We start from the raw sequence: 23,524 nt of genomic DNA on the forward strand, positions 1-23,524 counted from the left end.
GTCCGTAATAAACTCATTTACAGAATGTTTGCTGTCATAAAACGCCAAACGCCTTTTGATAAGAACTATTTAGCAGCGGCCTGAATTTTTTTTTGGTAGTCTCTTTATCTTAGAATACGCAATGACGTGCTTTGCGCCAGCTTGGGGCATTAATGTTGAGGATCAGCACCGAAGCGGAATTTTAGTTGAGGCGTATCAATTTTGATATGCCTTCCTTTTCGCGTAAGGCCGTAGAAAAAGAAGGACTTTTTTGATCAAAAAAGCGCACCGGGCAGATTTTGGTGAATATGGAGACCGGCTACTGTGGCTAATCTTCAAAACTGTATAATACTACATTAACAGTAGGGTGCCTAAAGGGTGGTTATATGGAAGATATAGGATAGACGGAGGAAAGGCGGAAATGAGGCGGAGTTGAGGCGGACTTGATCTGGAGATAAAAAAGTATCATTGGTACATGCAGTATAATGATAATCAATAAAATAACGCCTGTTTAAGGTGCAAAGAATAAAGGGCCGGCTACTTTTTAGCCAGGCCCTTTTTGCTTTTAAATTATGGCAGATTCTTAAAGTTTCACGGCCAGTGTAGCGCCATCTTTGATGGCATACTTTTTAACAGCCCCGCCGTCTTTTTTTACGGTTACGTCCAGTTTGCCTTTGCTGCCCCTGGCCACTTCCAGGTCAAACACCTGGCCGAAGGCGCTGATCTTTCGCAGGGCCATATGATCCCAGTCTTTGGGCAGGCGCGGTGTGCAGTCGAACGCAGTGAAGCCGGTAGGCCTGATGCCGAAAAGCCCTTCGAGGTAAATGCGGCAGTACAGCCCGCTTTCGGCGGAGAGGTGGCGCTGGTTGCCCTCAGGATATGCTTCCACAGGATAAGGAACGTGCTCGCCCAGCAGCCTGCGGCGGGAATAATAACGGATAAAATCCATCGCCTTTTCCGTTTCCCCGGCCTGCAATACACCGCGTAACGCATAGAGCGTGGAACGGTCCCAGAAAGTGCCTTTGCCAGCTTCGGTGGCCAGCCCGTCCGCCGTCCATAAGCGGGGGGAGAACAGTGCCTGGATGGTGCCTTCTTTCCGGTCCATGATGCCTACCGTCAGCGGCAGGCATATCCATGCCCTGAGTTTTTCAAGGCCTTCGTGATAACGGTAAGTGTCAAACCCTTCCACATTGGCGCCGAAATATTTCTCGATGTTCGTGCGCAGCGTGGCGGCCTGTTTAAGGTATGTATCCGTCTGGGATGCGGGTTTGCCCAGCTGGCGGCCCAGCATGGAGGCGGAACGCAGCGCATCGTAATAGAGAATGTTCGTGGAAAGATTCGCTTTGCCGGCGGAGAAGCGGTTTTCCAGTTCGTCGCTGTCCGAGTTTACCACGCCCTGGTCGTTGATCTTGCGGCGGCTGTATTCCAGGCACCATTCAATCAGCGGCCACAGCACTTTGGCGGAATCCACATTCCCGAACGTGAGTGCGTAACGTGAGGCGCCGTAAGCGATCATCGCCTGGTCGCCACGGTCTTTGGCGCCATGCCAGGTAGCGTCTCCTTCGGCTACGATGGAGCTGGGAATGGGTTTGTAATTATCGTTCATGAACCGCGCAAAGTGCCGGTAGGCATTCATGGCGGAGAGGTTGCCGGTCTGGTCGCCGAGGAAAGCGAAGAACGGGTTGATATATTCCGCCTGGTCGTTTGCCCAGATGGCGGCGTAATAGGCCAGGCCGCCGGGGCCATGCATATATCCGCCTTTGGTCTTAAAGATGCTTTCCGTTGCGCGCAGCTTCGCAAAAGCGAACGCAGTATTTAATATTTTATCGGGCGTTTCAAGCTGTAACTTTTCTTTGATACCCGCCACCCTTTGTGCGCGGGCATTTTCTTCAGCCGGTGGATCAATGGCGGCAAGATTGCCGGGCGTATCCGTGGCAAGATAAAATACGCTGAAGCTCACGCTCTGCCCCGGCGCTACGGTTTCAGTGCCTTCTTTCACGGAGCCCATGATGATGGAATGCTGCGAACCCTTGCTACGTTTGGCATCGGTCCTCACTTCCTTGCGGAGGTATTCCATCGTGACCGTTACGGGCTGGCCTGTGATGTTTTTGAATGTAAATGTTTCCAGCGCCATGGGTTTGTCCACGGAAGGATATAAAGTGCGCTCAATATTTACGAACGCCGGTGTGCCCGCCTGTGCGCTGATGTGCATGATGCCGGACTGATCATAACTTTTTACGTTGTAGGAAAGTTCTCCGTTGCGGCCAGGGCCGTTTTTGATCAGTTCCATATTCACCAGCCGGTTGTTCACATACATTTTCGGAAGCTCAGTGTCTGTAAAAGAAGCGCTGATGTGGGTGCGGGTGCCGTCGGGCGTCATACGGAAAGTGGGGAATACCACGGTGCGGTATACGTTGGACCGGCCGATGCTATCCAATCCGTAACGCACCCAGATGGATACTTTTTCCCCGCTCATTTCTATGTGGTCGGTATGTGGCAGCCGGCCGCTCACATCCCAGCGGATGCTGCCGTTGTCCTGGATCGTCCAGCGGTCCTGCTGGGCGGGTAATACGGTTTGGGCGCGGGTAAAGCCGGTTGTGTAAAAAAAAGCGGCGATAAGAAGCACCGGCTTTGCAGACAGCAATTTCATGCGTGTTGTTTTATTTTCGTTTAAATAAAATGAACTGCTGCTGACGTGGAAAATGACTATATTTCGAACCGTTCGGGAGGTCCGGGATAACGGACAATATAGAAATAATCAGCAAGAAATCCATGTTATGCGAAAATTAGCAAGAAACGCCATCGTGCCGGCGATACTGATCGGCACAGCGGCTTTTACCTTTTTTGCTCCCAAAGGAAAAGACTGGGAAAGCAAATTCATTAAGATCAAAGGGGGAAAGTTGGAATACATTCCCGACGAAAAGGGAGACATCATCCCGGATTTCAGCAGGGTAGGATATCATTATGGCGATAAGCCGCTGCCGGTACTCCGGGTGGTGAAAGAAGTGACGCCTACCGGTACTGAAAACGACCAGGACAACATCCAGGCGGCCATCGATGAAGTATCGCAGCGGACGCCGGATAAAAACGGTTTCCGTGGTGCGCTGCTGCTCCGCAAAGGCACCTACAAGATCCCCGATCATATCCGGGTAAACGCCGGTGGTATTGTGCTTCGCGGGGAAGAAGGCACCAGGCTCATTGCCACCGCCGGCAAAAAAGTATCGTTGATCAAGATCTCCGGGAAAGGCCAGATCACTGAAATTCCGGGCACCCGCAGCGCCATCACCAGTGCATATGTACCCGTAGGCGCGGTATCCGTTGAGGTGGCGGATGCCGGCCGGTTCAAAGCCGGGGACAAAGTGATCCTGTACAGGCCCGGCACCACACAATGGATCAGCGATCTTAAAATGGACCAGATACAAGACCGTGGCGGCACCCGCCAGTGGAAACCTGAAGATTACAACCTGCAATACGAAAGGACCGTCGCCAAAGTGGAAGGAAAAAAAGTATTCCTGGACAATCCCGTGGTGATGGCAATGGAAACGAAGTATGGCGGCGGCGCTTTGTATAAGTACACGTTCGAAGGCCGTATCGCGGAATCAGGCATTGAAAACCTTACCTGCGAATCCGTCTTTGCATCGGACACTGCTGAAAACCATGGTTGGGATGCCATCTCTATTGAGAAAGCGGAGCATTGCTGGGTAAAACAGGTGACGGCCCGTTACTTCGGCTACAGCTGCGTAAACCTCAGCCGCACCGCGAAAAATGTAACGGTCGTTAGTAGTAATTGTTTCGAACATAAATCCATCATCACCGGCAGCCGCCGTTATTCTTTTAATAATGACGGCCAGCTGAACCTGTTCATGGACTGCCATGCCACAGACGGCCGCCACGATTACGTGACAGGGGCAGTGACCTGCGGCCCGAACGTGTTCGTGAACTGCACCGCCAAACGCACCCATGCGGACATTGGCCCGCATCACCGATGGGCCAGCGGCACCTTGTACGACAACATCGTTACGGATGGTGAGATCAACGTACAGGACCGTGGCAACTGGGGCAGCGGCCATGGCTGGGCGGGCGTTACACAGGTGATCTGGAATTGCACGGTGAAGTCCGCCGCCATACAGAATCCCTGGGCTTCCGGCAACAACTACAGCATCGGCCTTAAAGGCAACAAAGTGGAAGGACGCCTGAAAGGCAGGCCGGACGCAATCTGGGAAGGACAAAACCAGGAAGGGCTGCAGCCTGAGTCGCTGTACTTTACGCAGCTGAAAGAACGCCAGGGAAAGAAAAAATAAAACAACATAAAATAATACGAACGCAAGGCTGCTCCTTCCACGGGGCAGCCTTCCTATTTTCCCTCCGCTTATCCATAAATAACAACCGTAGAAAGCGCTGATTGATTATATTTAAGCCTATGCGCGTTTACAGGTGTTTATTGATCCGTTTCAGTACAATGCTGGCCTTGCTGCTGGCGGTTGTGCCCATGTCCCAGGCCCAGACCTTTTCTGCAAATTTCCAGTCGTACAACGAAACGCCCCGCCACTACGTCTGTTACCAGGCCCCCGATTCCATCCGCATAGACGGCATTCCAAACGAAAGGGCCTGGCAAAAAGCGCCCTGGACGGAAGACTTTATGGACATCGAAGGGAAAAACAAACCCGCCCCGCTTCACCGCACAAGGGTAAAGATGCTCTGGAACAGCCGCTACCTGTACATCCTCGCGGAACTGGAAGAGCCGGACGTTTGGGCCAGGCTTCACCAGCATGATACGATCATTTTTCACGACAACGATTTTGAAGTGTTCATCGATCCGGATGGCGATACGCACCAGTATTACGAAATCGAGATCAATGCATTGAATACAGTGATGGATCTTTTTATGGTCAAACCATACCGCAACGGCAGCGCCGCGATGCTCAACTGGGATACGAAAGGCCTGCGCACCGCAGTGCATATCAACGGCACCATCAACAAACCCGGCGATAAAGACCGCTCCTGGACAGTGGAAATGGCGATCCCTTTCAGGGCGCTGAGTTTTTTCGCCAGGGGCAACGCCACCCCGCAGGACGGCAGCCAGTGGCGGATCAATTTCTCCCGCGTACAATGGCAAACGGATATCGGCAACGGGCAGTACATTAAAAAACCAAACACGCCCGAATACAACTGGGTATGGTCCCCGCAGGGCATCATCAATATGCACGCACCGGAGAGATGGGGGTATCTCCAGTTCAGCACTTCGGCCGAAAGCCCTGTGCCGTTCAAAGAACCGGAAACCGCAGCCGCGCGGAAAGTGTTGTGGGAAATATATTACCGCCAGCAGCAATACCGCCGCGAACACAGGCAGTATGCAAAAGACGCGGCCACGCTGGGCTTAACGGAGCTGCCGCTATCGCCGGTGATAGAAGCTACTTCTTCGCAATTCACCGCGGTGGTGAAGGATGCGGGCTTCGAAACAATTATTAACCAGGAAGGAAAAATCACGTCCCGTCATGAATAAAAGAAATTTCATCAAATCGCTGGGGCTGGGAAGCCTCGCCATGATAGAACCAGGCATCGCGTCGAAAGCCGCGAATATATTAAAGCCGGCAGCGGCCGCCAAAGTACAGCATCGCGTATGGGTCAATCCCGATCATAAGGATACGGCGGCAGATCTGAAGCTGCGGTATGCCTCGTACAAAGCGGCGGGTATTGGCGTGATCTATTTTGAAGAAGACAGCGAGCTGCATTTCAGGACCGCAAAAGAAGCAGGGATAGCCGCCCACCGCTGGTTCTGGACCATGAACCGGCCGGATAAAAACCTGATGGCCCAGCACCCGGAGTTTTATTCCGAGAGCAGGAAGGGAGAGTCTTGCGTGGATAAACCGCCTTACGTGGGGTATTACCGCTTCGTGTGCCCGAATAAACCGGGCGTGGTGGACTACCTGAAAAGCCAGGCGGAACAGATATTGTCCAAAGATTACGTGGACGGTATTCACCTGGATTACATCCGTTTTGTGGATGTGATATTGCCGGTGAACCTCTGGAAAAATTACGGTATCGACCAGAGCCGTGAGTTGCCGGAGTATGATTTTTGTTATTGTAAAACCTGCCGGGAGAAATACCAGCAGGCTTACGGCATAGACCCGCTGACGATGGAGCACCCGGACCAGAGCCCGTCCTGGCGCAAATTCCGCTACGACAGCATTACGAACGTGGTGAGCAATATGGCCGGGGTGGCGCATCGTCACAAAAAGCCCATCACCGCGGCAGTGTTCCCCACACCCGAGATCGCCAAAAGGATCGTGCGGCAGGACTGGGTGAACTGGCCGCTGGACGCCGTTTGTCCGATGATCTACCACGGTTTTTACAGCGAAGGCGTAAAATGGATCGGCGATGCGGTGGCGGAAGGAGTGAAGGCGCTTCATGGCAGCTTTCCGCTGTATGCGGGGCTTTACCTGCCGGACTTCAAAGGGAAAGACGCGGACGTACGCGAAGGCATCAGGCTGGCGCTTCAGAACGGTGCGGCGGGCGTATCCATCTTTGGGTCACTGACGCCTTCGCTGCTGAATATACTCCGGGAAACGGCGTCGTAGTGCCCGGAGGGTCAGGGGAATTTGTTTCATAGCTGTTGACATAAGGCTGTCAAACCGCTGTTTTACTTTTGTTTAAACGGATGTAAAATGGAAACTTTCAAAGACACACCGGCGTTCTACGCCAAAAATGCAAAAGAATGGCGCGGCTGGTTGAGTAAAAACGGGGAGAAAGAAACGGCGGTGCATCTCATCTTTTACCGCAAAGACAGCGGCAAGGAAGGCGTGAAATATGAAGAAGCGGTGGAGCAGGCCCTGTGTTACGGGTGGATAGACGGCCAGGCAAACCGCCGTGACGAAGATTCCCGTTACATCCGGTTCACCCCGCGCAAGCCCAAAGGCAACTGGAGCATTTCCAACCGCGAACGCGTGGAAAGGATGATCAAAACAGGGCAGATGACAAAAAGGGGCCAGGCCATGATCGACCTCGCTAAAGAAATCGGTACCTGGGACAATTTTGTTGATCCGCAGAACACCGTGATGCCGGCCGACCTGAAGAAGTTATTCTCCAAACATACCACCGCGCTCAAACATTTCGAAACATTCCCCCCTTCCACCAAACGCGCCATTTTTGAATGGATAGCAACGGCCAAAAGGCCGGAAACGCGGCAGAAGAGGCTGGAAGAAACAGTGGAAAAAGCCGCCGGGAACATCAGGGCGAAATAAAAAAGGGCTGCTCCTTTTGAGCAACCCTCTTTACTATTTGGAAAGGAAATTTTCTATTCGGACCGCAGGCTTCTCACCGGGTTCATGGTAGCCGCTTTGATGCTCTGGAAGCTGACCGTGAGCAAAGTAATACCCAGCGCGCCAAGACAGGTGGCTGCAATGATCCATCCGGATATTTCCGTATGATAATCATAACGCAGCAGCCATTGTTGCATAAAATAATACCCCACAGGCACGGCTATCACCAGCGCAATAAATACCAGCACCACAAAATCCCTCGACATCAGGCGCCATAAAGCAAACACCGAAGCGCCCAGCACCTTGCGCACCCCGATCTCTTTCACCCGTTGCTCCGCCATAAAAGACGCCATGCCAAAGAGGCCCAGGCAACTGATGAATATCGCCAGGATGGCGAAAAAGCCGGCGAGTTTGCCGATGCGCTGTTCAGTCTCGAATTTGGCGCCATAGAGATCATCTACAAACTTGTAGTCGAAAGGCGAGCCCGGGTTGTATTTCTTAAATATCGTCTGTATCTGTGCGATAGATTGGGCCGGCGGTTTGGATGGATTGAGCCTTATGTTGAAGAGGCCGGTATTCTTTGGGTCCAGCGTGAACACGGTTCTGAATACGGGCTCGTAGGGAGACTGCATAACCATATCTTTCACTACGCCAATGATGATATATGCACGGTCATCTTTCCTGACGATTTCCCCAACGGGGTTTTTAAGGCCCATGAATTTAACGGCGGATTCGTTGAGGACCATGGCAGATGAATCGGTTGCAAAATCCCGGGAGAAGTCACGGCCGGCAATGATCTGCCATTTCACCGCTTTCCCGAAATCATGCGAAACATCTACCTGCGCAAAATTGCCCTGCGCGTCCGGCGGCATGTTTTTCCAGGTAAAACCGTTGTTTACCGCATTGATGGCCGTAGGGCCGCTGTTGGACATTCCTACAGCAGTTACGGCGCCCGAATTGATCAGGTCGGCACTGATCAGGTCGGACTTATCCAATATGCTCAGTGTGGTCATGGGGACTTCCAGCAGCCCTTCGCGCTCATAAGCGATGGGCCGGTTCTGTGCATAATAGATCTGCCGGAACACCACGACGGTGCCAATGATCAATATCACCGATACGCTGAATTGCAATACTACCAATACTTTCCGCGGCATCGCGGAAAAGCGGCCCGCGCGGAAAGTGCCTTTTAAGACTTTAATAGGCTGGAAGGAAGAAAGATACAAAGCGGGATAACTGCCGGCCAGCAATCCGGTAATAAAGGTGAAGCCGAGGCCGAGCATCCAGAATATCGGGTTCAGCAAAGGCAGGCGGACCTTTTTGTCCGCCACATCGTTGAATATGGAAAGGCCGGCCTGTGCTAACATTAAGGCAAATACGAACCCAATAGCCGCCAGCAGCAGCGATTCGCTGAAGAACTGCGCTACCAGTTGCCCGCGGACGGAACCGATGGCTTTGCGGATACCCACTTCCTTTGCGCGTTTTTCAGAACGCGCGGTGCTCAGGTTCATAAAATTGATGCAGGCCAGCAACAGCACAAACACGCCTATGATACCAAAGAGCCATACAAACTGTATCCTTCCCCCGGTATTTTTCCCCGCTTTCCACTCGGAGTAGAGATGCCATTTGCTCATGGGGTGCAGGAACACTTCCGGCTTATGGACCTTTTGTTCCGCCCGCACATTGCGCAGCCTGACGTCTTTTATCCTGGCTGAAACAGTGGCCAGGTCTGCGTTATCGGCCAGCTGCGCGTAAGTTTGCGTGAAATTGGAACGCCAGGGATTCTCCATTTCCTTGATCCAGGGTGAATTATTGATGTACAGCTGCCAGGGGGCGATAAATTCCAGGGCACGGAATGCGGAGTTGTAGGGGAGGTCTTCGTATACCCCGGTCACCTTCACGTCCGACTGGTCGTCCAGCCGCAGGATCTTGTCTATCGGGTCCCCGTCACCGAATATGGCTTTGGCGGTGCTGGCCGAGAGGAGGATGGAATTGGGGTCCTTCAGCCCGGCGCGGGTGCCTTTGAGCATTTTGAGCGAGAGCATTTCAGGGAAGTCCGGCTCGAAATGATTCCCCGATTTGAGGAGAGAATTCCCATGGTACGACAGCACATGTTCGTAGGTCCAGCCGGACATCACCACATATTTAAAATCACTGCCGTACTCCTCCCGGATCTTATCCCCGATCAGGTACGGTACTGCTGTTTGTGTGCCTGTTTCATTGTTAAACGTCTGGTGCTGCATGACTTGTACAATACGGTCGTAGTTGTCGTGCTGCTTACTGAAAGTCACTTCATCCCATATCCACAGGCCGATCAGCAGTGCCACGGCCATCCCGATGGAAAGGCCGGCGATATTGATCAGGGAGAACATTTTGTTCTTCAGGAGGTTTCTCCATGCGATCTTGAGGTAGTTCTTAATCATAGTTCAGGGTGCCGCGAAGAAGGTGCCAGAGTATCGCGGATTGCGCTGTTAGTCTATTATGTATTATATAAAAATAACAACTGTCCGGTTTTGGTACAATCATTGTCCGGTTCAGTAACATGATGGGTTTGAACGAAGAATCTCAGCCAAAAGAAAACGATTTCATCATACTCCCGTAACATTAAGGAAACACAATTTCAAGAAATTTCGAACATGAATTGGAAAGACTGGATGCAGCAGATTGATGAAGCACTTTTCATCAGTATCCACCAGGCGGGTTCCCACGAATTCCTGGACGTGTTTATGCTGCTTATGCGCAACGCGCTTACATGGGTGCCTTTGTACCTTTTTGTGCTTTTCTATATTATCCGGTACCGGAAAAATAAGGCATTGATTTTTCTCGTCTGTACGCTGATCACCTTTGCCATCGCGGATTATGGCAGCGCCAGCATTTTAAAGCCGATGTTCCAGCGGCTCCGTCCCTGTTTTAACGAAGACCTCCAGGGGCACCTGCGAAACCTGATAGAATGCGGCGGGCGTTACGGTTTCCCTTCCTCACATGCTTCCAACCATTTTGCACTGGCCACCTTCTGGTTCCTGAGCCTGCGCTCCATCGGCATCCGCAGATGGTGGTGGGTCTGGGTCTGGGCCCTGGTGATAGGATACGCACAGGTGTACGTGGGCAAACATTACCCGCTGGATATCGTGGGCGGCGCCATGTACGGCTTCCTGGTAGGCTGGCTGATATCAAGACTTTTCATCTGGTGGAACCAATCCGGTTTCAGGCTGATCAGGCCCAATCGTCGCCTGGATGCCTTAACTTAGAGACATTATGCAAACCTATCCTGCAACAACCAGATTCTGGTGGTGTGTAGCCATTATCGTCGTATCCCTTATTCCCGGCCTTTTTACCACGCTCATGGAGCCCGATGCCGCGCTGTATGCCGGTATTGCCAAACAGATCGTATGGCGCCACGACTGGGTGAACCTTTTTGCGGACGGCAAAGACTGGCTGGACAAACCACATCTTCCTTTCTGGATCAGCGCGCTCAGCTTCAAGATATTGGGAATCAGTACGTTTGCCTATAAACTGCCCGCTTTTCTCTGCTGGCTGCTTGGCGCCAGGTTTACCTATCTTTTTGCCCGTCATTTTTACGGGGAAGGCGCCGCGCAGATCGCCGCGCTCGTATATCTCACCGGGCTTCACGCCATCATCAGCAGCAACGATGTGCGGGCGGAACCCTACCTGACGTGTTTCCTCATCGGCGCATCCTGGTATCTCGTAAAAGCGGTTGGCAATACCTGGAGCATCGTGCCGGCGGCATTTTTCACCGGGCTGGCCATGATGACAAAAGGCCCCTTCGTACTCATCCCCATCGGCAGCGGTATGATATTGCACTGGGCAATGCAAAAGGACTGGCGGCAGTTCCTGCAATGGAAGTGGTACGTGTACCTGCTGCTCTGTGCCGTGTTCGTACTGCCGGAGATCTGGTGCCTCTACCTCCAGTTCGACGCGCATCCGGAAAAGGCAGTGTTTGAACGGCAGGGTGTTTCCGGCATCCGCTTTTTCCTGTGGGACAGCCAGTTTGGCCGATTCTTTAACACAGGGCCTATCAAAGGGAAGGGTGATCCTTTTTTCTTCCTGCATACACTGCTCTGGGCTTTTCTGCCCTGGAGCCTGTTGCTGTACATCGCTGTTTTTCAACGTTTCCGCAGGCTGCGCCATGGAGTGGAATGGATCACGCTGGGGGCGGGTATGGTCACCCTGCTGGTGTTTTCGCTTTCCCGATTCCAGTTGCCGCATTACCTGAATATTTTATTCCCGTATTTCAGCATACTGCTGGCCGCCTGGCTGTTTGAGCTGGTGCCGGCAAAGAAAATATTTATCACGCAGCGGGTGATCTCCATGATCGTGGTAGTGCTGCTGGCGGGAATAACCGTGCTATTCCAGCCGCCGTTCTGGTGGATATACCTGGTGCTGAGCGTTGTGGCGCTTGGGGTATGGTGGCTGCTGAAGAAGCCGGAGGATGTTGTGCGCGTAAGCGTGCTGGCGGGTGTATGTGTGGCTGTTTTCCTGAACGTGTTTTTTTATCCCGAACTGGTCACTTACCAGGGAGGATCGGAAACCGCGCACTGGAAGAACAAAAAATTCCCCGGCGAAAAGGTGCAATTTTATAAGATCAATTCCTACTCCTTCGAGTTTTACAGCGATGCCCCGGTAGAGCGGAGCGACAGCGCTTCCGGGCTGGTGTACACCGGCAGGGAAGGCGTAGCCGCCCTTGATGAAGGAGGCGTGCCGTATAAAACGGAAGGGGTATTCTCCAGCTACCGCGTCACCCGGCTGGATGGAAAATTTGTGAACCGCGCCACAAGAGCAAAAGAACTGGACAGTGTGTGGGTGCTGCGTATCAGGAATTAGTTTTCACCCGCTTGCTGCTGAGCCATATGGCCAGCCAGTACCAGTATGCCACCGGCGCGGCAGCTTTTTTATCGTTATTTACCTGCTCCTTTCATAATTCAGGCCGATCACACCGGACTTGAATTGTTGCCGTCCAGCGAAATATGCATGGCAATCACTATCTTTTTCATCCTTGTTGTTTTTGGATCTGCTCGCGGATATATTTTTCCATCTTGTTCAGTGTCTCTTTGCCGCGTTCGGTTGCGTTCACCTTGCGGTTGAGCTCTGCTATCAATTCTTCGGAAGCGAATACGGAGCGCATGGTAAGCAGGGTTTTGCCATCCACTTCTTCAAAACTCACGTATACTTTAAAGCTGATAGTATCCTGCTCATCGCCATGCTGGTAAACGAGAAGGGAGGGTTCCACTACTTCCAGGTACTGCACTTTGTTGTCATAATTCATCCCGTCGCCGTGCATGATAAACCGCCAGTATTTACCGGGCTGCACTTCCATGGAGTGATTCGTAATGGTAAAACCATCGGGCCCCCACCATTTTTTAAGATGCTCCGGCTGTGTCCATACTTCCCATACGAGTTCCCGTGGGGCATCCAGCAGCCGGGTGTGGATGAGCTGATTGCCTTCCTGGCGGAAGGAGTTACTTTTTTCCTGCATTCTTTTTTTCTTTTTGAAGTTTAGCTAAATATTTTTCCAGCGTATCGAGCTTGCGATCCCAGTATTTACGGTATTGATCCACCCAGGAAGAGACTTCAGCAAGCTTGTCCAGCTGCGGTTCGCAGAACCTTTCCCGGCCCTGTTGTTTGATCACAACCAGCCCGCATTCCGTGAGTATCTTGATATGCTGGGATACGGCGGACCGGGTGATATCAAAGTTCTCCGCAATGGCGTTCAGGTTCATAGACTGGCTGGCGATCAGGCCGATGATCTGGCGGCGGGTGGGGTCCGCTATGGCCTGGAAGACATCTCTTCTTGTTTCAATAGACATTATGTAAGTATTTACTTACATAAAAGTACATGTAAGCATTCACTTACGCAAATTTATTTTTGAAAGGGCTTTCATTCAGGCTGCGTGAGCTGACAGGGCGCCCTGTTTACCTGGTTGCGGTAGCAGGAATAATATAAAGATCACCACACAGAGACAGAGAATATTGGCCCCGATACCATAGGCAAAAGCCATGGGATGATCGGGAAGCGGGGTCTGGTTGAGTATATAATAATAGATCCCGCCCATGATGCTGATGCCCAGGGCCGAAGCTGTTTGCTGGAAGGTGGAGAATATTCCCGCGGCAACGCCCGCATGTTTCTCCGGGAGGTTGCCCAACGCAACCGTCAGTAGCGAGGGGAGTACCAGCCCGTTCCCCAGGCCATATAAACCGATCAGCAGCATCACACAAAATCCGCCGGGCTGTTGCCTGAACAAAAATACCTGCAGTATGAATGAGACCATGATGAGGGCGGCGCCCAGCAGCAATACTTTTTTACCAAACCTGACGATAAGATGAGAAGCCGCCATGGCGGAGATCATAAACAGGATGGCATGCGGGATAAAATACATACCGCAGGCGAATGCGGTTAATCCCAGGCCGTTTTGCAGGTACACGGCGCACATCAGCAGGTAAGCGGTGTGCAGCATAAAATGGAACAGGACGGTTAACAAGCCCAGGTTAAATTCCCTGATCCTGAATAATGAAATGTCTATCAATGGTCCTTTATGTTGCAGGGTTTTATGTCGCTGATGGCGGATAAACAGGATGAATATACATACCGCCAGCACCAAAAGGGCGATGCTCCACAGCGGCCAGCCCTTTTCCCTTCCTTCCGTCAATGAATAGATCAGGGAAACAAGCCCGGCGGTGAGGATCAATGCGCCGGGATAATCAAATTGCTGTGACCTGTCTTTTTTCGTTTCATCGAGGAATGACCATATCATCAGTAAAGACACGATCCCCGCGGGCAGATTGATCAGGAAGATAAGCCGCCAGCCTGCAATGCCCCACAGCGTAGTATCTGCCAGGTAACCGCCGAGTATCTGCCCGATGATGGCGGCAATACTTAATGTGACACCATACCAGCCGATGGCGATCGCTCTTTTTTTCTGGTCCATATACAGCACATTGATGTAGGCGATAGATTGAGGGACCATAATAGACGTACTGATACCCTGGAAAAAACGGATGATATTAAGTTGGGTAGCTGTTTGTGAAATCCCGCAGAGGCAGGAGGTAAACGTAAAGAAAAACATTCCCCACAGAAAGGTTTTCTTTTTGCCAAGATAATCGCCGGCACGGCCACCGGTGACCAGGAATGCGGCGCTGCCGAGCAGGTAACCGGCAATTACCAGCTGGATGTCCCCGTTTGTGGCGGACAATCCTTTCTGTATCGCCGGGATGGCCATGTTAATGATAAAAATGTCGATGACATACAATAAAGGTGCGGTCAGAATAGTGACTAACGCCAGTCTTCCGGATCTGTTATTCTTTTTCATATTGAGGATTCCGTGCGGGGCTGGCACAGCATCTCCCTGTCCATTTACAGGTAAATGAATGAAGGGCCGCCCGCGGTGATATTTGTTTTCTCAAAAGTAAGCGGAGGGAAAGGGGCGGGCAACCGCTAAATTGACAACCATTTTTTATCAATAAAAAAAGCACCGGTATATGCCGGTGCTTTTGTATCTGGTAGGAATGATTGATCTAATTCTGTTGCCGTTTTTTTCTTTTCACGAGCAGATAACACAGGTATAAAAATATGATCCAGCCGGGAATCAGTTCTACAGGAAGTTTCATCCCGGTGATCCACATCAGCACAAGGATGCCCAGCAGGAACACCAGGCAAATGTAATTTGATAAAGGGTACATAAAGGAGGGGAATTTGGTGCGCACATTTTCCGCGAGCATTTGTTTTTTGAACTTCAGGTGGACTACGCTTATCATCAGCCAGTTGATAATAAGGGAAGACACCACCAGCGACATCAGTACGCCCAGTGCTTTTTCCGGCATCAGTTTATTCACGACGATGCACACGGCCGTCAGCAATCCCGATATGAGGATGGCATTCACGGGCACATGGTTTTTGTTCAATTTAGACAGGAATGAAGGAGCGTTGCCTTGTTCGGCCAGGCCATACAGCATCCTGCTGTTGCTGAATACACAGCTGTTGTATACAGAAAGGGCGGCGGTAAGTACGATCAGGTTCAGCGCATTGGCGATCAGGCTGGTAAAATAAATGGTATGGCCCGCAAGGGTGAACTGGAAACCCTGGAGCTTATTAAAGACCGTTACAAACGGGCTGCTGTCTGTCGTGATGCTTTTCCAGGGCGACAATGCGAACAGGATGATGAGCGCGCCCACATAAAATATCAGGATGCGGTAAATGACCTGGTTGGTAGCGCGGGGTATTGTTTTTTCAGGATTGTCCGCCTCCGCCGCGGTAATGCCGATCAGCTCCAGCCCGCCAAAAGAAAACATGATGAGGGCAATAGCAGCCAGCAATCCCTGGTAGCCGCCATTTCCATCGGGTTCCAGCAGGCCTTTCGGGAAAAAGCCGCCATCGTTCCAAAGATTCTGTATGCCGGCCTGTGGCCCGCCGGTACCGCTGAACAGCAGGTAAACGCCAAACACGATCATGGCTATAATGGCTACTACCTTAATGATGGAGAACCAGAATTCCGCTTCCCCATATACTTTCACAGAGCTCAGGTTCAGCGCGTTCACCGCTACAAAAAAGAAAAGGCTGGAAGCCCACAAAGGGATCTCCGGCCACCAGAACTGCACGTATATCCCGATGGCCGTCAGTTCGGACATGCTTACGAGGATATACAATACCCAGTAATTCCACCCGGAAGCAAAACCTGGAAACGTGCCCCAGTGTTTGTAGGCAAAATGGCTGAAACTGCCGGACACCGGCTCTTCCACGACCATTTCACCCAGCTGGCGCATGATAAAAAATGCAATGATCCCTGCCAGTGAATAACCAAGAATAACGGAAGGGCCGGCCAATACCGCGGCCGGTCCTATGCCCAGGAACAGGCCCGTACCGATGGCGCCGCCAAGTGCGATGAGTTGTATATGCCGGTTTTGTAAGCCTCGTTTGAGCTGCTGCTCTGCTGGTTTAGTGGTAGTAGTGTTCAATGTTATTGCGCTGGATAAGGTTGTAAGATGGGGAATTTTAGGAAAACAACAGGTGTTTTTTGATGGATGTCTTTCTTCACTACTCATGCGGGGGCATGGATATGCTGTTGGGGAAGGCGCTACTAAAAATATTTTTCGATGGTCAATCCGTAGTTGATGAAGAGGTTCTCGCGGTCCGTGCGGGTGATCCGGTTGTAGTTGAGCACGGCAGTAATGGCCAGCCAGGAGCGGAGCTTGACGGACAGGGCATTGGTGCTTTTGATGATATAGTCATCGCTGTATTGGAGCGATTGCTGGAGGAAATGAGCGCCTTCCAGTACGATGATATTTTTGACTGTCCATTTGTAATAGATGCGCAGGGAGTTCCGGAAAGTGTGATATACATCGGGGATCGTGTCGTGGAGCAGCAGGTCGCTGCTTTCGAACAGGATGCCGTCGCTGACGTTCAGCGTGGCGTTGGGCTTGCTGATCACATTCCAGGCAGCGCCCGCGCCACCCTGGAAGCGGTTGTTGATCTTCAGGGAATAACTTTTGTCGTAGCCGGTAAGGCCCCAGTAATAGAAGTTCCTGCCGTGCGGGTAAAGACTGAAGTTCATAGAACCGGTGAAATCATTGTTGCTCACATCGCCGTTGGACTGGCCATATAGATAAGATGCGTCCGCATTCAGCGATATTTTTTTCCGGCTCACTTTAAATGCCATCGCATTGTTCAGCAGGTATGAATTGCCATCGTCTGTTTTGTTGATAGCGCCGGTGGATGCGTATTTGATATAATAATGTGTGGAATCGCTGAACTGTGAAAAAGCAGGTGCGGCATACAGCAGTACAAATAAAAAAGTAAACATCCTCCTCATCGTCGTGTAATAATTTTTTGAAGGCAGTAAGGCACAATTAACGTGCCTCAATATGTTGTGCCTGATCGCGGTTTACAGATCAATGACAATTTAAAACCACGATATCGTTGAAAAAGAGGTCCGAAGGATTGGGTTAAAATATGAGCAGTTCTATGAGAGGATTTGCGCAAAAGCCACCTTATGTCAGGCAGATCGCAAATATTTGTTAAAGAAACTATAAAATTTACCGATAAAACGCCGTACCTTATCGCTAAATCGGGATCGGTCACAACTATGTCAGTTCGACGCATCAAATTTTAATATTGCCGAAGAAGGGCATAGATTAGACATCAGAAGGATAGAAGTCTTTTAAACAGCGCAAATAAATCGAGAAAAAGAGAGGCTCACGGAGCACATAAACCGGATTTAAAAACAACCAAAAAGCATAGCAACAGATTCCTGAGAGCAAGTCCGGATAGAAGAATTAGCGTAAAATCGCAACATAGTGAACCAAGATCAGAATTGAAAGAATTGCCGTCAGATTGAAAAAAATGTCGCCCGTCCCCAGGAGAACAGTGAGTTTCTGCCGCGACTAATATCAACCACCTGTCGGCTTTAATTGACACAATGATTCCAGGCAAAAATTAATTTTCCCAACTTATTCACGGGGCATTGTCCATCATGAAGAATATCCCTGAAACTCCATGGTAGTATGCTAAATCGATTTTGCCTTGGATCAAATACAAAACGTTACTCTTACAATTTACCATTTGTGCCTAAACTATTTCATATGAGTATGTAGACATCTGAGACCAGACAGCCATTATCTAAACGCCTTGCCGCTTCCTGAAATATCAAGGCCCGATCTCCACTGCTATCCAGCATAGCGGTACGGCGTTTTATTGCCCGGCTTTATCAAAAAGCATGTCCTCCGCTGCTATCCCATATAGCGGCGAGGCTTCCTATTGCCTTTACATGAAGAAAATATATTCCTAACCATAAAAACACACAATGACCTGACACTTACAACATGATTGAATTATTAGCACCTGATCTAAAACTTATAACAACCAAAATTTAAGATTATGTTTAAAAGAACTCTCCAGCTGATGTTCCTGCTCCTGCTGTCATTGCATGGAGCCGCCCAGGAACAGAAGGTCACTGGTACGGTGAAGGACAAGACCGGCAGCGCTTTGCCGGGCGTTACCATTGCAGACAAAGGCGTAAAAAACAGCGGCACCGTAACCGATGCCAATGGCAACTTCTCCCTTACCGTAAAGGGCACCGCCAGAACCCTGATATTTTCCATCATCGGTTATAACAACCAGGAAGTGGACGTTGCTGGCAAAACCAGCATCAACGTCGTAATGGAAGTGAACACCAAAACGCTGGGAGATGTGGTGGTGATCGGCTACCAGGAAGTATCCCGCCGGAAAAACACCGCGTCCATCGCCACCGTTAAAGGCGAGACGATTGCGAACCTGCCCGCCCCGAGCGTGGATATGATGCTGCAGGGCCGCGTATCCGGCGTGAACGTGCAGAACTTCTCCGGGGAGCCGGGTATCCGCAATACCATCGTGGTACGCGGCAACTCTTCCGTATTGCGCGGCTATGACGAGGCGCGCGCATTGAGCGCACCGCTGTACGTGATAGATGGTGTACCCACCTCCGCCACCGAATTTGGCGGAATAGACGCTTCCGGCACAGGCACCAACGCCATCGCCGGCATCAACCCGAACGATATCGAATCGCTGGACATCCTCAAAGATGCCTCCGCTGCCGCCATCTACGGTTCCCGTGGGTCCAACGGTATCATCATCATAAAAACCAAACGCGCCAAAAAAGGCAAGCCTGAATTTAACTTCAGCACCTATATGGGCATTTCAAAGAAACCCCAACTGACGGAAGTAGTAGCCGGTGCGGAAGAACGCAGGATGAAAATGGCCGTGATGGACCTGTACAACGGCCCCATCGACGATGAAACATTGCCCATGATGCTCACGGACAGCCTGAACCCGGACTTCAACAACGCTACCGACTGGCAGAGTTATTTTTACCAGAACGGGATGATCAACAACTACGATCTTTCTATGTCCGGCGCCAACGATGTGATCAATTACCGCATCAGCGTGGGGCATTACAAGGAAGACGGTATCGTTAAAAACACCGGCTTCAAACGGTATACCATCATGGGTACCATCGGCTCGCAGCTGGCGCCCTGGCTGAATAACCAGACCCGCTTCCGCGTAACCCGCACAGACCGCCCGCGCAGCATCAACGAACGTACCGGCAGTTTTTTTGCATTTGATTCCTACAGCCTGCCTTCTTCGTTCTATAAACTGACGGACAATACGAGGGAATACCTGCTGGGCAACGACAGCCGCCAGGACAAAAACATCAACAACAACGTGCTGTTCACCACCGCCTTTAACGCCAACGTTGCCAAAGGCCTGAACTTCAACGTCACCGCCAACTATGAAAACAGGGCATCCAACCGTGATTATTACCAGCCTTCCGTAGTGCGGGACAATAAACAGGGTTACGCCTATTTCTACAGCGATAAAACGGAAATCGCCTCCCTTTACACCACCCTGGAATATTCCAAGGCATTCGGCGCGCATCATCTGAACCTGATCGGCGGGCAGAACCTGGAATACACCAAATGGGTCTGGAATTCCGGCGACGCGGACCTGATCCCTAACGACTATGCATGGGCGGTGAACGTGTCGAACAAACTGTTCTCCAATACTTCCTCTTCCATACAGGAAACAGGTCTGCAAAGTCTTTTCGCACGCGTGAACTATGATTTTAAAGACCGTTACCTATTGTCCGCTTCTTTCACGGGAGACGCTTCTTCCAAATTTGGCGCGGATAACCGCTGGGGCGCATTCCCTTCCGTGTCCGCGGGATGGATCGTGTCCGACGAACCGTTCTTCCAGGACCTCAACTGGCTCAGTTTCCTGAAGATCCGCGGTAGCTACGGCATCACGGGCAACCAGCCTGAGAAGAACTACCTGGGTTATAATAATTACAATGTGAACAGGGCCGGTTTTGGTGACAACAACGACGTTACTTCCTACAATGGTACTTCCGTGATCACCCCGAACTACAGGGATGGGATCGCGCAGAAAGACCTTTCGTGGGAAGAATCCAAGCAGGGCAATATCGGTTTCGAAGCAGGATTTTTTAAAGACAGGATACATGTGGTGGTGGATGCTTACAAACGTGAGACGACCAAAGGCTTTTTCTCATACCTGCTGCCCAATGCAAGCGGTTACACCGAAGCGCAGACCAACGCCATTGGTACCCGCAACGCCGGTCTGGAAGTGACCATCAATACCCGCAACCTCAATCCCAAGAGCGAGCTGCAATGGTATACGGACCTTACTTTTTCCTACAATCAGAACATGATCACCGCGTTGCCGAACGGCGGGCGCAGTATTGTGTTCAATTACAATACCGGGGTATATGGCTCGGATTACCTGCTGTCCGTAGGGCTTCCCGCCAACCAGTTTTATGTGTTTGAATACAAGGGTATTTATTCCCGCCAGGAAGACATTCCCTTCAACCTGCTCACCGGTCAGCCGCTGAAGAACTTCGTGGGCTGGGATTATTACGCGGGCGACCCGATCCTCGTGGACCAGGACGGCAACTTTGACCTGAAAGAGCCGATGGACCAGATCGTTGGTGGAGACCCCAATCCCAAATTTTACGGAGGCGTGCTGAACAACCTTACCTGGAAAGGATTCACATTCGGCGTATTCCTGAACTATACCTTCGGCAGGGACATCCTGAACAGCTACAATAACCGCCGTTTTGAATACCTGTTTGAAGCCACCGGCGACGAAGGCGAACGTAACCTCGCCAAACGGGCCATTATGGATATCGACAAACTGAACTACTGGAAAAAACCGGGCGATAAAGCGGACCTTCCCACTTTCTCCCTCGTAAACGGCCAGCGCTCTCCCTATCGTTTCCTGGATAAAAGCACGATGTACATTGAGAACGGCGATTATCTCCGCATCAAAACCATCACGTTTGGTTACAATTTCAACGAGCACATGCTCCGGAACCTCAAGATCAAACGCCTCCGCCTGTATGGTGTGATCGATAACATCTATACTTTCCAGCATTCCAATGTTCCCGATGCGGAAGCCGTGAACGCTTACGGTGTGTATGACGGCGATGGTTACCCCATCCCCAAGAAGTTCACCTTCGGGCTGGATTTCGGGTTTTGATAAGTGTGAATAATTGTAACATCTAAACTGAAAGAAATGAAACGTTTCAAATATATCCTTCCCGCGCTGATAACCACGTGGCTTCTGCTGGCGGGCAGTTCCTGCAAAAAAATACTGGAACTGGAAAGCAAAAACGTGCCTTCCAGCAATAAGTTCTGGAAAACAGACAAAGACGCCCTGGCGGGCCTGCTGGGCGGTTATTCTCTCCTGCGCGACGCATTGACGGATGAGAACAGGTATTATGTGTACGGGGATGTGCCCGCCAATACTTTTGAGATCACCTATTATTCGGATTACTCCATTCACCAGATCCGCGACGGCTCTTTTGACGGCGTTTATTACGGCTACCTGGAAAACCTCCAGGACTGGACAAAGTTCTACAAGGCCATCGCACAGGCGAACCTGCTGATCGAAAAGATACCGGGAATACCGGAATCCGCTTTCCAGGAAAACGTTAAGAATTATTATCTCGGCGAATCCTACTTCCTGCGGGCGTACAATTACTTTTTTATCTCCCGCGTATGGGGCGATGTGCCGTTGGTACTGGAAGCTGTGGAAGACGTTGCCGAAGCGAAAAATTATGGCCGTGAGAAACAGGACGTAGTGCTGAAACAGGCGCTGGACGACCTGGACAAAGCCCTGGCCATGTTGCCACAAGCCCCGCTGTCCTCCAACGACCGTGGCCTCAGGGCTACCAAAGCAAGCGCCATTGCTTTAAAGGCGCATATCCTCGCCTGGATGAAGGACTACGTAAAATGCGAGGAAGTGACCCGCGACCTGGTGGGCAATCCCGGCAGTTATGGTCTTACATTTATTACAGACTCCGCCGCGTATTCCAGGATGAGCATCGGTAAATCCACCGAAGCGATCTTTGAGATCAATATCAGTTATGAACAGAATGAAGCTTCCTGGAATGGCATTGGTCAAAAAACGCTCTGGAACCCTTACCTGGCCACCCGTTTCATAGACGATAACAAAGACAGAGTGCCCTGGAGAGTACACCAGGGAACCATGAGCAACCTTTTCTGGGAAGCCGGCGACAAACGTTCACAGCATTGGTTTTATCATGACAATATCGCCGACGCGTACATGCTGACGAAATATTCCAACGTGATCTACAAAGACGGCGACCAGAGAAGAGATCCCCGCTATTCCAATAACATCCTCATCTTCCGCCTGTCCGACATTATCCTGCTGAGGGCTGAAGCGCTGTACAAAACAGGGAAGGAAGGCGATGCGAGAACGTTGATGAACATCACCCGCAACCGCGCCGGGATCGGCGATGTGGACCCCGGGCTCACCGGCGAAGATTTCTTTTATGAGCTGATCTGGGAAAGAGGCCGTGAACTGTATGCCGAAGGGCATTTTTACTGGGACCTGCTGCGTACGGACATTGCCACGCCGTATTTCAACACGGTATTCACCGAAGCAATGCACCCGGGTAGCACTACCTACGGGCGCAATTACTGGCCTATTCCGCGCAAGCTGTTCAAAGACAACCTGCTGATGAAACAAACCACCTACTGGAACGGCAGACTTTAACCTGATCAACTAAAAACGTACATCATGAAACTTTCCATAAAAATGCTGATCGCCGCTTTGCTGGTCGCCTCTTTTGTATGCTGCAAAAAAGACGACTATTTCATCGGTGGCAGCCTGCACAATCCGCAATTCAACGGTACCACCTACGAGTACCTGAAAACGAACCCGCTTTTCGATACGCTGCTGCTGCTGATAGACAAGACCGGCCTGAAGGACGAAGTGAACGCGGCCAATACCACTTTTTTTGCGCCCACGGATTACGCCATTAAAAAATACGTGAAGGGCGTGGTGCAGGAACGGAAGCGCCTCGAAACAGGGGATGAGAACCTGGTGTTTGAATTCGGCGAGCTGGATTTTGCACAACTGAAAGATTCCCTGCGGGCTTACATCTTCGGTGAAAAGATCGAAAGGGGGGCGCTGAACAGCACAGGCAAGTATTTCTCCGCGAAAGACGGCGAGCAGCGCCACATTACGCTTTGGGACGATCCCACCAGCGACTATGTTTCCGGCGGCCTCACGAACCTGCCCAAGTACATTTATTTCACCAAAGTGATCGGTTCGCTGGACCCCCTGGATAACAAAGCCGTTCCCCAGACAGAAAGGGACATGCGCATGCAGGTGCAGACATCCGGTATACAGACGACGAATGGCATCTTACATGTACTGACCAACGGCCATACTTTCACCTTTGCAACCGCACCTTAAACCA

16 protein-coding genes are annotated in these 23,524 nt (G+C 51.1%); 9 read left to right on the forward strand and 7 right to left on the reverse strand.

What is annotated here, in order from left to right; genetic code table 11:
- Positions 1 to 562: 562 nt before the first annotated feature.
- Positions 563 to 2,629, reverse strand: a complete 2,067-nt coding sequence (locus tag EG028_RS26195; RefSeq protein ID WP_206614521.1) for a glucosidase family protein — start codon at positions 2,627 to 2,629, stop codon at positions 563 to 565.
- Positions 2,630 to 2,756: 127 nt separating this feature from the next.
- Here EG028_RS26195 and EG028_RS26200 point away from each other — a divergent pair, with 127 nt between their 5' ends.
- From EG028_RS26200 to EG028_RS26215, 4 genes are all read left to right on the forward strand, one after another.
- Positions 2,757 to 4,280, forward strand: coding sequence for a hypothetical protein (locus EG028_RS26200; RefSeq protein WP_120519292.1), 1,524 nt, complete (start codon positions 2,757 to 2,759; stop codon positions 4,278 to 4,280).
- Between the two features lie 119 nt (positions 4,281 to 4,399).
- Complete coding sequence (locus EG028_RS26205; protein ID WP_241559226.1) at positions 4,400 to 5,482, forward strand: carbohydrate-binding family 9-like protein; 1,083 nt, start codon at positions 4,400 to 4,402, stop codon at positions 5,480 to 5,482.
- Complete coding sequence (locus EG028_RS26210) at positions 5,475 to 6,557, forward strand: glycoside hydrolase family 10 protein (RefSeq protein ID WP_120519290.1); 1,083 nt, start codon at positions 5,475 to 5,477, stop codon at positions 6,555 to 6,557. The genes EG028_RS26205 and EG028_RS26210 overlap by 8 nt, the downstream gene beginning before the upstream one ends.
- Before the next feature lie 87 nt (positions 6,558 to 6,644).
- Complete coding sequence (locus EG028_RS26215; protein ID WP_120519289.1) at positions 6,645 to 7,220, forward strand: YdeI/OmpD-associated family protein; 576 nt, start codon at positions 6,645 to 6,647, stop codon at positions 7,218 to 7,220.
- Between the two features lie 53 nt (positions 7,221 to 7,273).
- Here the strand turns inward: EG028_RS26215 and EG028_RS26220 are convergent, their stop codons facing one another.
- The gene (locus tag EG028_RS26220; protein ID WP_120519288.1) at positions 7,274 to 9,658 is read right to left on the reverse strand and encodes an ABC transporter permease; all 2,385 of its coding nucleotides are present in this window, start codon (positions 9,656 to 9,658) and stop codon (positions 7,274 to 7,276) included.
- Positions 9,659 to 9,871: 213 nt separating this feature from the next.
- On the opposite strand from EG028_RS26220, the gene EG028_RS26225 reads away from it, so the two are divergent.
- Positions 9,872 to 10,483: a phosphatase PAP2 family protein gene (locus EG028_RS26225; protein ID WP_120519287.1), complete on the forward strand. Its 612-nt coding sequence runs from the start codon at positions 9,872 to 9,874 to the stop codon at positions 10,481 to 10,483.
- Positions 10,484 to 10,490: 7 nt separating this feature from the next.
- On the forward strand, positions 10,491 to 12,077 hold the full coding sequence (locus tag EG028_RS26230) for an ArnT family glycosyltransferase (RefSeq protein WP_120519286.1): 1,587 nt from the start codon (positions 10,491 to 10,493) through the stop codon (positions 12,075 to 12,077).
- A 166-nt stretch (positions 12,078 to 12,243) separates the two neighbouring features.
- On the opposite strand, the gene EG028_RS26235 is transcribed toward EG028_RS26230, so the two are convergent.
- From EG028_RS26235 to EG028_RS26255, 5 genes are all read right to left on the reverse strand, one after another.
- On the reverse strand, positions 12,244 to 12,729 hold the full coding sequence (locus EG028_RS26235) for an SRPBCC domain-containing protein (RefSeq protein WP_120519285.1): 486 nt from the start codon (positions 12,727 to 12,729) through the stop codon (positions 12,244 to 12,246).
- On the reverse strand, positions 12,713 to 13,060 hold the full coding sequence (locus EG028_RS26240) for an ArsR/SmtB family transcription factor (protein ID WP_120519284.1): 348 nt from the start codon (positions 13,058 to 13,060) through the stop codon (positions 12,713 to 12,715). The genes EG028_RS26235 and EG028_RS26240 overlap by 17 nt, the downstream gene beginning before the upstream one ends.
- 75 nt (positions 13,061 to 13,135) lie before the next feature.
- Complete coding sequence (locus tag EG028_RS26245; protein WP_120519283.1) at positions 13,136 to 14,560, reverse strand: MFS transporter; 1,425 nt, start codon at positions 14,558 to 14,560, stop codon at positions 13,136 to 13,138.
- A gap of 205 nt (positions 14,561 to 14,765) precedes the next feature.
- Positions 14,766 to 16,202, reverse strand: coding sequence for an amino acid permease (locus EG028_RS26250; RefSeq protein ID WP_206614519.1), 1,437 nt, complete (start codon positions 16,200 to 16,202; stop codon positions 14,766 to 14,768).
- Between the two features lie 122 nt (positions 16,203 to 16,324).
- Positions 16,325 to 17,056 (reverse strand): DUF481 domain-containing protein, encoded by a 732-nt coding sequence (locus EG028_RS26255; RefSeq protein WP_120519281.1) that lies wholly within the window; start codon positions 17,054 to 17,056, stop codon positions 16,325 to 16,327.
- Between the two features lie 1,064 nt (positions 17,057 to 18,120).
- Here EG028_RS26255 and EG028_RS26260 point away from each other — a divergent pair.
- Genes EG028_RS26260 through EG028_RS26270 form a run of 3 tightly spaced genes read left to right on the forward strand, consistent with a single transcriptional unit; the run spans position 18,121 to position 23,520 of the window.
- Entirely contained in the window at positions 18,121 to 21,273 is a 3,153-nt protein-coding gene (locus EG028_RS26260) for a SusC/RagA family TonB-linked outer membrane protein (RefSeq protein WP_120519280.1), read from the forward strand.
- 36 nt (positions 21,274 to 21,309) lie between these two features.
- A complete protein-coding gene (locus EG028_RS26265; protein WP_120519279.1) occupies positions 21,310 to 22,815 on the forward strand; it encodes a RagB/SusD family nutrient uptake outer membrane protein in 1,506 nt (501 codons plus the stop codon).
- Positions 22,816 to 22,839: 24 nt separating this feature from the next.
- Positions 22,840 to 23,520 carry a fasciclin domain-containing protein gene (locus EG028_RS26270; protein WP_241559224.1) on the forward strand — a complete coding sequence of 227 codons (681 nt, stop codon included), beginning with the start codon at positions 22,840 to 22,842 and terminating at the stop codon, positions 23,518 to 23,520.
- The last annotated feature ends 4 nt before the right edge of the window (positions 23,521 to 23,524 follow it).

The sequence above is a fragment of the Chitinophaga barathri genome, from assembly GCF_003807585.1.
Taxonomy (GTDB): Bacteria; Bacteroidota; Bacteroidia; order Chitinophagales; family Chitinophagaceae; genus Chitinophaga; species Chitinophaga barathri.